This window comes from Actinoplanes sp. CA-030573, from assembly GCF_050951115.1.
Taxonomy (GTDB): Bacteria; Actinomycetota; Actinomycetes; order Mycobacteriales; family Micromonosporaceae; genus Actinoplanes.
Map to the genome: position 1 here is coordinate 3,789,077 of NZ_CP192038.1, position 10,397 is coordinate 3,799,473.

At 70.9% G+C, this 10,397-nt stretch carries 6 protein-coding genes; all 6 read left to right on the forward strand.

Going from position 1 to position 10,397, the window contains the following annotated elements:
- Positions 1 to 589 precede the first annotated feature (589 nt).
- From ACQP2F_RS17615 to ACQP2F_RS17640, 6 genes are read left to right on the forward strand one after another with little or no spacing between them, the layout of a single operon-like run.
- On the forward strand, positions 590 to 2,968 hold the full coding sequence (locus ACQP2F_RS17615; protein WP_433305272.1) for a GtrA family protein: 2,379 nt from the start codon (positions 590 to 592) through the stop codon (positions 2,966 to 2,968).
- Positions 2,965 to 4,233, forward strand: a complete 1,269-nt coding sequence (locus tag ACQP2F_RS17620) for a glycosyltransferase (RefSeq protein WP_433305274.1) — start codon at positions 2,965 to 2,967, stop codon at positions 4,231 to 4,233. The genes ACQP2F_RS17615 and ACQP2F_RS17620 overlap by 4 nt, the downstream gene beginning before the upstream one ends.
- Complete coding sequence (locus ACQP2F_RS17625; RefSeq protein WP_433305275.1) at positions 4,230 to 5,945, forward strand: ArnT family glycosyltransferase; 1,716 nt, start codon at positions 4,230 to 4,232, stop codon at positions 5,943 to 5,945. Before ACQP2F_RS17620 ends, ACQP2F_RS17625 begins: the two co-directional genes overlap by 4 nt.
- Complete coding sequence (locus ACQP2F_RS17630) at positions 5,942 to 7,183, forward strand: glycoside hydrolase family 5 protein (protein ID WP_433305277.1); 1,242 nt, start codon at positions 5,942 to 5,944, stop codon at positions 7,181 to 7,183. The genes ACQP2F_RS17625 and ACQP2F_RS17630 overlap by 4 nt, the downstream gene beginning before the upstream one ends.
- Before the next feature lie 23 nt (positions 7,184 to 7,206).
- Positions 7,207 to 7,788 (forward strand): hypothetical protein, encoded by a 582-nt coding sequence (locus tag ACQP2F_RS17635; protein WP_433305279.1) that lies wholly within the window; start codon positions 7,207 to 7,209, stop codon positions 7,786 to 7,788.
- 18 nt (positions 7,789 to 7,806) lie between these two features.
- Positions 7,807 to 10,236 (forward strand): CBM96 family carbohydrate-binding protein, encoded by a 2,430-nt coding sequence (locus ACQP2F_RS17640; RefSeq protein ID WP_433305280.1) that lies wholly within the window; start codon positions 7,807 to 7,809, stop codon positions 10,234 to 10,236.
- Positions 10,237 to 10,397 lie beyond the last annotated feature (161 nt).

The following is a 10,397-nucleotide window of genomic DNA, read 5'->3' on the forward strand; positions in this document are numbered from 1 at the left end:
TCGGCCGAACGGTCAGCCAGGCGACCTCGATCGGGTCGGCCCCATCGTCGCTTCGGATCCTATGCGGACGGTGGTCGGAAAAATTGTCGTATGCCTGATACCCGCGCCTGACCTGCGCATTCTTTGAGCCGAAACATGTCGGTAAGCGAACTGCGATCAATTCGCGATACCCGCTTGTCCGGGTTTGGTGGCAAAGGGTCGCCGTTACCGGCAGAATTCTCGCCGTTTGCCGGGGGTTCATCTTTCATTCGGTTGCTGGACAGGGTTTTTGCTCCTACGTATTGTCGGTGCCGATCGGTTGCGCCGGGTGGGGATGCAGGTACCGGCGCTCGAACACCTGGTGGGGGATACATGGCAAAGGATCGACTCCGGGCGTAGATCACGTCCTTGCGGCGCCGCGTCACACGACCCGCGCCCCTCTTCGCCGAGGATATCCGGCGCGATTGACGCTGCCCTCGGTCAACATTTCGGACGCTGGACGTCCATCACTCGATGCGATTCGCGCTGCCCAAAAACGCGCTCGCCCGATCGTATTACCTGACATCGATTTGTTAATCGATGCGGCCGAGCCTGCCCGACATTCATTCTCGTGGAGGATAACGTGATCGGCAACGGAACTGTTTCGACCGGGGCATCATCCGCGCCGCCCGGCGCATCGTGTCGTCCGAGCCTCAGCGTCGTCTTACCGGACCGGGGCGCCGACCTCAACCGCGACGGCTTCGTGGGCCGGCTCGCCGAGGCCTGCGCCGGTCTCGGCGCGGAGATTCTCGTGGTCGCCGACGGCGCCACGACGCCGGCCGTGCCCGACCGTACCGCCACGCCCGTGACGATCGTCCACCGGCCGCCGCACCAGCGCCGCAGCGGCCTGGGCGGCGCCGTGATGGCCGCGAGCAGGCACGCCCGGGGTAAATGGATCATGGTGGTCGACGTCACGCTGCATCCCGCGCCGGAGACGGCCGCCGACCTGGCCCGGACGGCGCTGCGGCACGACGTCGACATCGTGGTCGGCACCCGGCACGCCGGCGCCGGCACCGGCGACCGGCTGGGCAGCGCCGTCCGTGCGGCCAAGGCGCTCTTCCCGCGCCGCCTCGCCACCGTCAGCGACCCGATGAGCGGCCTGTTCGCATTCCGGGCCGACGCCGTCGATCTCGGCCGGCTGGACCCGGTCGGCGGCAAGGTCCTCATGGAGTTGCTGGTCCGCAATCCGGCGGCCCGGGTGGCCGAGGTCGCTTACGAGGCCGCCCCGCAGGAGGTCCGGCCGCCGGGGGCGTCGCTGCGCGCGGGCGCCGCGTTCCTGCGCCACCTCACCCGCCTGCGCCTGCACCGGTTCGTCGGCCAGATCCGGCAGTCGCCGCCGAACCGCGCACGGCAGTTCGGACGCCTGGTCGCTTTCGGCATGGTGGGGCTCTCCGGCGTCGTGGTCAACACCGCGGCCCTCTGGCTGCTGGCCAGCGTTGCCGGGCTGCACCACCTGCTCGCCGCCTCCCTTGCCACCCAGGCCTCCACGGCGTGGAACTTCTTCCTGATCGAGCTGCTCGTCTATCGAGGGCGCGGCAACGGCTCGACCGCCGGTCGCGGCGTGCGCTTCTTCATCATGAACAACCTGCTGCTCATCGGCCGCCTGCCGCTGCTGCAACTGCTCCTGGTCACCGGCATGGACCTGCTGGCCGCCAACGCGATCACGCTGGTCGTCCTCTTCCTGGCCAGGTTCCTGGTCAGCGACCGGGTCATCTACGGCAAGGGGCAGGAACCCGGCCGCGACCCCGTGCTCATGCTGGTCGACCCGGGCGCGCCCCATCCGCCGCCGGTCGCCGCCCGCAAGCGGTCCCGCTACCTGCAGTACCGGTACGACATCGCCGGAACAGTCACCATCGGCTCGCAGATCCTGCTGCCGGAGCTCGAGTTCTTCCGGGCGCAGTGGGTGCCGGACGCCGAGGTCGACATCGCGGTCCGCGTCGGGGATGTGGGAAGCCGCCGGCCTCGCCGGCGGGCCACCATGATCGAATACTCGGATCCGGTGACCTTGCGCTACGAGGAGCACCTCGGGCGGTTCGGCGCGAACTTCCGCGTCGAACTGGGCGACACCGTCGACATCCGCGTGGGTCCGCTGCTGGCCGGGTCGCCGCATGTCGTCTACACCAACATCGTCGAGGCCCTGCTGCGGTTCGTGCTGGTCAGCCGGGGCAAGATGCTGCTGCACTCGGCCTGCGTCGAGCTCGGCGGCGTCGGGGTGATGCTCTCGGCGCTCACCGATACCGGCAAGACCGCGACCGTGCTGCGGTTGCTGCGCGAGCACGGCGGCGTCTTCCTCTCCGACGACATGACCGTGATCAACCCGGACGGCACGGCGGTGTGCTTCCCCAAGCCGCTCACCATCTCGGCGCACACGCTGCGCGCCGTGCAGGCCGACGATCTCACCCCGTCCGACTGGCGCCGGCTTCAGTTCCAGAGCCGGCTGCATTCCAAGGGCGGCCGCTCGCTGGCGCTGACCCTCAGCCGCTTCAACGTGCCGATCATGGGGATCAACGCGATCACCCAGCGGATGGTTCCGCCGCCCAAGTACACGGTGGACCGGCTGGTGCCGTGCAAGCTCGGGAGCGCCACGACCGTACGCGAGCTGTTCATCATCGAGCGTGGCGCGCCGCGCATCGCCGCCCTCGACCCCGACGAGACCCTGCGCCGGATGATCACCAACACCGACGACGCGTACGGCTTTCCGCCGTTCAAGTACTTCGCCCCGGCCATCACCATCGGCGGCCTCGGCTACCAGCAGCTGCGCGCCCGGGAACGGGAGATCCTCGCCGGCTTCCTGGCCAACGTCCGGACGCGGGTCGTGGCTTCCGACAGCTTCGGCTGGGCGGACGAGATCCCGAGGATGCTCGACGGGCGGCGGCCGGTGCCGGCCGAGCGTGCCGCCTTCCCGCGCTGGACCCCGCTGGCCGCCGCCCGCCCGGGAGGAGCGGCGTGACGGCGGTCCTGCTCATGGTCGTCTTCGGTCTCGCCACCGTCGCGATGCTGATCGTCGCGGTCACGTCGCTGGCCTGGATGGTCGACTCGTGGCGCACTCCGTACGCCCTGGGCCAGATGCCGTTCCCCGAGCCGGACGAGCCGCGGCTTTCGTTCTCGCTGCTCGTCCCGGCCCGGCACGAGGAGGCGGTGCTCCGTGACACCGTCCGCCGGTTGCTGAGCCAGGACCACCCGGACTTCGAGGTCATCGTGATCGTCGGCGACGACGACGACGGAACGGCCGCGGTCGCCCGCGAGCTGTCCTGGGAGGACCCGCGCGTCCGGGTGGTGGTCGACGACGGCGTACCCAAGAACAAGCCGAAGGCGGTCAACCGGGCGCTCGTCCACTGCACCAAGCGCATCGTCGGGGTCTTCGACGCCGAGGACGAGGTCGCGCCCGACCTCTTGCGCCACGTGGATGCGTGCTTTCGTGCCCAACGGGCCCACGTGGTGCAGGGCGGGGTGCAACTGATGAACTACCGGTCCAGCTGGTGGTCGCTGCGCAACACGCTGGAGTACTTCTTCTGGTTCTCCAGCCGGCTGCACTTCCACGCGCGCAACGGTTTCATCCCGCTCGGCGGCAACACCGTCTTCGTGCGGACGGACCTGCTGCAACTGGTCGGCGGCTGGGACACCGAGTGCCTGGCCGAGGATTGCGAGCTGGGCATCCGGCTGTCGGTGGCGGGTGCGAAGGTGGCCGTCGCGTACAGCCCGGCGCTCGCCACCCGGGAGGAGACCCCGCCCACGCTCGCCGGCCTGCTCAAGCAGCGCACCCGATGGAACCAGGGCTACCTGCAGGTATTCAAGCGGGGGGAGTGGCGCAGGCTGCCCACCCGCGGCAAGAGGATGATGGCCCGCTACCTGCTCGCGATGCCGTTCATGCAAGCGTTCTCCGGGCTCATGGTGCCGATCTCGCTGGTGACCATCCTGCTGTTCCGCGCACCCATGCCGTTCGTGCTGCTCACGTACCTGCCGATGGCGGCCACACTGGCCACGCTCTCGATCGAGGTGATCGGCCTGGCCGAGTTCAACCGCATGTTCGGGCTGCGGGTGCGCATCCGCGACTATCTCAAGCTCGTGGCGGGCGCGATCCCCTACCAGCTTCTGCTGGCCACGGCGGCCCTGCGGGCCACGGCCCGGGAGATGCGCGGCGAGCGCGGCTGGGAGAAGACCGAGCACGTCGGCGCCCACCGCGACGAGCCGGTGCTGGAGGGGAGCATGCCGTGACAGTCACCGCGTACGACCTGGACCTCGAGCCCCTCGACCTGGATCTGACCGGCCGGCCGGAGCCGCCCGCACCGCTGTGGCGGCGTGCCGGCACGCGGATGCTCGCCGGGATCCGCACCCGGTGGATCGACCTGGTCGTCGTGACCGTCCTGGTCGTCGTGGGCGGGTTCGTGCACGCGATCGGCATGGACAACTCGCCCGCGCGCTTCGACGACGAGGGCACCTACACGGCCTACGCGTGGGCGGTGCAGAACTGGCATCGCCTGGGTCATTACACGTACTGGTACGCGCACCCGCCGCTGGGCTGGATCCAGATCGCCGCCTGGAACTGGCTGACCGACGCCTACGACCACACGCCGTACGCGATCGCGGCCACTCGGGGCTTCATGCTCTTCTGCAAGATCGTCTCGATCGTGCTGCTCTACGCGCTCGCCCGGCGCCTGCGGATGAGCCGGGTCGCGGCCGTCCTCGCCGTGGTGATCTTCGCGCTCAGCCCGCTGTCGGTCTACTTCACCCGCGCCGCGCTGCTCGACAACATCGTCACACCGTGGCTGCTGGCCGCGTTCTTCTTCGTGGCATCGCCGCGCTCCAGCGTGCGCGGCGCCGCGGCCGGCGGCTTCTGTCTCGCGGTGGCCGTGCTCACCAAGGAGACGGCGCTGCTCTACCTGCCCGCCGTGCTCATCGCCCTCTGGCAGCACACCGACCGTCGTACCCGGCGGTTCTCGTTCGCCTTCTTCGGCGTGGTCTTCGTGCTGCTCTGCGTCGGCTATCCGGTCTTCGCGCTGCTCAAGAACGAGCTGTTCATCGGGCCCGGCCACGTCAGCCTGGAATGGGCGGTGCGCTGGCAGCTGTTCGGGCGTACCGGTAGCGGCAGCATCTTCGACCCGAAGAGCACCGCGCACGCCGTCATCCGCAGCTGGCTCGATCAGGACCCGTGGCTGCCCCGGCTCGCGCTGGTCACGGCGGTGCCGGGCATGCTCATCCGGCGTACCCGGGCGGTGGCCTTCGCGTTCGTCTTCCAGGTCCTGCAGATGCTGCGCGGCGGCTATCTACCGTATCCGTACGTCATCGCGATCATTCCCTTCGCGGCGCTGACCATCGCCGGTTCGGCCGACTGGCTGTGGGATCTGGCCTGGAACCGCTGGCGCCGCTCGGGCAACCGCTGGCTGCGGCTGGGCGTGCACGGCAAGCAGGCGATCGTCGTGGCGCTCGCGGTCACGCTCGTCGGCCTGGTCGGGCACGCGTGGAGCTATCCGCTCCGCGATCTGCGCACGAACGACCGGGACGCCGGCAAGGCCGAGGCCCTGGCCTGGCTGCGCGCGCACACGACCGGCGATCAGTACCTCGTGGTCGACGACAGCTTCTGGGTCGACCTCGTGCGCTCCGGACGCCCGAGCGACCACGTCGTCTGGTTCACCAAGCTCGACGTCGACCAGGACGTGCGCATCCCGGGCGTGCACCAGTGGGCCGGCATCTCCTATCTGGTCCTCGACCACCAGGACGACCTGTCCGTCCACATCCAGGCCGACGGGAGGCCGTCGAAGGACACCCTCACGCAGTTCCCGACGCTCGGCAAGGCGCTCGCGCACTCGCGGGTCGTGGCGACGTTCGGCAACGGGCTGGACAGGGTGACCATCCGGCGGGTGGACCCCGCCATGCCGGACTCGACCGCCAAGAGGCCGCCACCGAAACCCAAGAAAACGGCGAAATGATGGTTTCCACCCTGCATTCCCCGACCCGGCGCGTCTCGGTGCCACCACGCCGCCGGATATCGGCGCGGGTCCTGATCGCCGCCGCGACCGCCGTCTGTCTCGGCGGCGCGGCCGCCTTCGTCGTCCCGCGCCTGCTGCACCGGAGCCCGCCGCGCGTCTGCGCGACGGACGCCGTCCAGGCGCGGGCCCTCGACGACCTCGCCACCTTCGCCGGATGGCTGAGCCGTAACGCCGTGCCCGGCTACGTCGGGGAGGTGGGCTGGCCCGGCGGGGGAGCGGACGCGGCGGCGTGGGCGGGCGTCGCGCAGGTCTGGTACGACGCCGCCGACGCGATCGGGCTGCCCGTGACCACGTGGGCGGCCGCGGGCTGGCCGGCCGGCTACCCCATGGCGGTGTACCGGCGCTCGGCCGGATCGACCGCGATCGACAGCGCCGGACCGCAGGCAGCGATCCTCGGCGGTCACCCGAGCACCCTCCACTACCTGCGCGGCGTCGTGCTGGCGGGCGGGTCGTTCGGTTCGCCGACCGTCGCCGATCCGGGCCGCTACGGCTACGACTACAGCTACGAGAACGCGGCCGGCTATGCGTATCTCGCGTCCCAGGACGTCCGCCTGATCCGCCTGACGCTGTCCTGGGAACGGCTCCAGCGCCGGCCCGGCGGGCCCCTCGACCCGGCCGAGCTGTCCCGGCTGCGCACCGCGCTCGGCCTGGCGCACGCCAACGGCATCGCGGTCGTTCTCGACCTGCACGGCTACGGCACCTACGCCGCAACGGGCCGCCCCGTGCTCGGCTCGGCCGCCCTTCCGGCCGAGCGCCTTGCCGACCTGTGGTCCAAGCTCGCGGCCGCCACCGGCGACGAGCCGGCGGTCACCGGCTTCGACCTGCTCAACGAGCCGGTCAAGCTCGCCGCCCACGGCGCCGCCGGCGCCCAGCTGTGGGAGCGGATCTCGCAGGAGGCCGTCGACGCCATCCGCGCCACCGGCAGCCGGCAGTACATCGCCGTCACCGGGTACGGCCAGACCGGGCCCGGTCACCTCGGCGCCATGCATCCCCGGGCGTGGATCAACGATCCCGTCCACCGCACCGTCTACGAGACACATGCCTACTTCGACGGTGACTCCAGCGGCCACTACGTCGCCGGATACGCCGCCGAGCTGGGCCGCCTGCCCTCGGTGGGCCGCATCTGCCGGGTCCTTACCGCCCCGGTGCCCCCCGCGCCCGTCTTCGCCGCGTCCTGACCCGGCGGGATCGGAACACTGTCATGACTGAATCCAGCCCCCGTAGCCGCCGGCGGCTCCTGCTGCCGGCGGTCCTCGCCGTCCTCGCGCTGCTGGCCGCGGCCGGCGCCGCAACCGTCCTCGTCCGCGCCGCCCGCAGCGGCCCGGCGCCCGTCGGCCAGACCACGCCGCCGCTGCTCCCCGCGGGCGGGCAGCCCGCCCCGTACACCTTCACCGACGCGACCGGCCGCCTGATCGTCTGTCCGACCGGGTCCGAGCCCACCGTCATGATCACCGCGGCCACCTTCGACCCGCCCCTGTCCGGTGGCTCGGTCATGCTCGCCGGCCGTCGCTACCGCATCCATCTGAGCGGCACCGTCGACAACGAGACCGGCGCCGCCATCGACGTGGGGCGGCTGTTCGCCTCGGTACGCGGCGTGTTCTGGCCGGCTCACGTCACCGTGGCCCGCAACGTACCCGCCCAGTCGTCGGTACGGGTCACCGTCGACGGCTCCTATACGAGCCACAGCAAGGGGACCGTGCGCGTCGCGACCCACCTCGACTGGCACTGGCACGACACGAAACTCACCGATTGCGACGAGAACGGTCTCGTCGCCGACGACTGACAGGCGCAGGAGAACACCATGAGAAACGGGATCTTTCGCGTCGCGGTCGTCTCGTCGGCGCTCATCATCGTGGCGTCGGGGGTGATCGCCGCGACGACTGTGTCGTCCGCCGCGGTGACACCGACCTATGTCAACGCCACGGCCGACGCCTACGTCAGCGCCGACACCCCCGACACGAACTACGGCACTGCCACCTCGCTCACCGTGCGCGCGCCCTCCGCCGACAAGGCCGAGGCCGTCGCCTACGTGAAGTTCTCGGTCACCGGGCTCAGCGCCGCGCCGTCGGCCGTGCAGCTGCAGCTCTACAGCTACGCACAGAGCTCCACCGGAGTGCAGCTCTACACCGCGGGCAGCGACTGGACCGAGCCGGCGGTCACCTGGAACACCCGGCCCGTCCCCGGCGGCACGATGGTCGCCAACATGGCCGGGCTGACCCTCAACGCCTACGCCACCGCCGACGTGAGCTCGGTGATCACCGGCAACGGCACCTACACCTTCGCGATCACCACGACCTCGACGCTCAGCAAGCAGCTCGCCAGCAGGGAGGTCACCGCCGACCCGCCGCGCCTGCTGGTCACCGCCGCCGACGCGACGACCCCGCCCACTCCGTCGGCCACCACGACATCCCCGTCCGCCTCACCGTCGGCGTCGCCCTCACCCTCGGTGTCCGCCTCACCGTCGGCGTCGCCCTCGCCGACCACGTCCGGTACGCCGACGACGTACACGTTCAAGGCGACGGCCGACTCGTACGTGCGCTCCGACGACCCGTCCAGCACGCCCGGCTCCGAGTTCGTCCTGGGGACCGAGGCCGGTTCGCCGACCACGCCCACGCTCAACGCGTACGTCCGCTTCAACGTGACCGGCGTGACCGGGACGATCACCTCGGCCACCCTCCAGCTCTACAGCTATGCCACCTCGGCGCTCGGCGTGCTCGTCTCGAGGACCACGCCGGACTGGACCGAGGCCGCGCTGACGTATGCGAGTGCGCCGGCCGTCGGCGCGCAGGTCGGAGCCGGGCCGAACATCGCCGTCAACACCTGGGCGTCGATCGGCCTCGGGAGCGCGGTCGCCGGCAACGGCGGCTACGACTTCGCGCTGACCACGACCCGGACCGCGAACAACAAGTTCGCCAGCCGCGAGTCGAGCGCCACCCCGCCCACCCTGGTCGTCACCGCGGTGTCCGGCGGCACGACCACCTCCACCACGCCGACACCCACACCCACGACGCCGTCGGTCTCGCCCTCGGCCTCGCCCACGGTCACGTCCCCGGCCCCGGCGGGCTCGGCGATCACGCCGGTGGGCGGCGACGGGCAGCGGGTCATGGCCGGCCGCATCTTCGCGGCGCCGCTGGCCGCCAAGGTGACCGACGGCGGCAACCCGGTGGCCGGCGTCGCGGTCACGTTCACCGCCCCGGCCGGCGGCGCCTCGGCCACCTTCCCGGGCGGCGCCTCCACCGTCACGGTCACCACGGACGCGTCGGGCGTCGCCACGACGCCTCCGGTCACCGCGGGCACGACCACCGGAACGTACGCGGTCACGGCGAGCGCGGGAACGGTGAGCGCGACGTTCTCGCTCACCAACTCCGACCCGATGATCGTCGCCGCCGGCGACATCGCCTGCACCGCCGGCAAGACGCCGACCGCGACCAGCTGCCAGCAGCAGGCCACCTCGGACCTGGCGCTCAGCCTGCACCCCGACGCGGTGCTCCCGCTCGGCGATGACCAGTACGAGCTGGGTTCGCTCAGCGACTACCAGAGCATGTACGACCCGGGCTGGGGCCGGCTCAACTCGATCTCCTATCCGGTGCCCGGCAACCACGAGTACGGCTACATCGGCACCGACGTCCAGCCCACCGGCGGCACCGGCTACTTCACGTACTTCGGCGACCGCTCGCACCCGCTCGACCCGGGCTGTACGACCCTGTGCAAGTCCTGGTACAGCTACGACATCGGCTCCTGGCACCTGATCGCGCTGGACAGCCAGTGCGCAGTGGTCGGGGGATGCAACCCGGGCAACCCGCAGTACCAGTGGCTGCTGTCCGACCTGAACGCGCACGCGAGCAGCACGTGCACGCTGGCGTACTGGCACATCCCGATCTACTCGAGCAGCCAGGACCACCAGCCCGACATGCAGGCGATCTACTCGCTGCTCTACACCAAGGGCGCCGACGTGGTGCTGACCGGCCACGCCCACTTCTACGAGCGTTTCGGTCCGCAGGACGGCGCCGGGAACGCCGACGCCGCCAAGGGCGTGGCTCAGTTCATCGTGGGCAGCGGCGGGCGCAACTTCTTCAGCATCCGGCCGACGCCCGCGGCCAACAGCGCTGCCCGCATCGCCAACACCTTCGGCGTGCTCCAGATGACCCTGTCGAACGGGTCGTACGGCTGGAAGTTCGTTGCCGCCAACACCGGCGGATCGACCGACAGCGGCACCGGCGGCTGCCACTGACCGCACGGGATAGTCGTCGTGCCGCGCCCGGCACGACGGACCTCGGCGACGAGCCGGGCGTGGCCCCACCCGCCCGGTTCAGCGGCGACGGCCGCGGCCGAGGTCGCAGGCGGTCGCCCGTTCCCGGGCGGCCGCCTGCCCGTTCGCCCTCGCGGCCGGCG

What these genes read in the sequence shown, in the direction of transcription:
- ACQP2F_RS17630 (WP_433305277.1), top strand. Translation starts at nt 5,942, where the DNA reads ATGATGGTTTCCACCCTGCATTCCCCGACCCGGCGCGTCTCGGTGCCA.
- ACQP2F_RS17635 (WP_433305279.1), top strand. Translation starts at nt 7,207, where the DNA reads ATGACTGAATCCAGCCCCCGTAGCCGCCGGCGGCTCCTGCTGCCGGCG.
- ACQP2F_RS17640 (WP_433305280.1), top strand. Translation starts at nt 7,807, where the DNA reads ATGAGAAACGGGATCTTTCGCGTCGCGGTCGTCTCGTCGGCGCTCATC.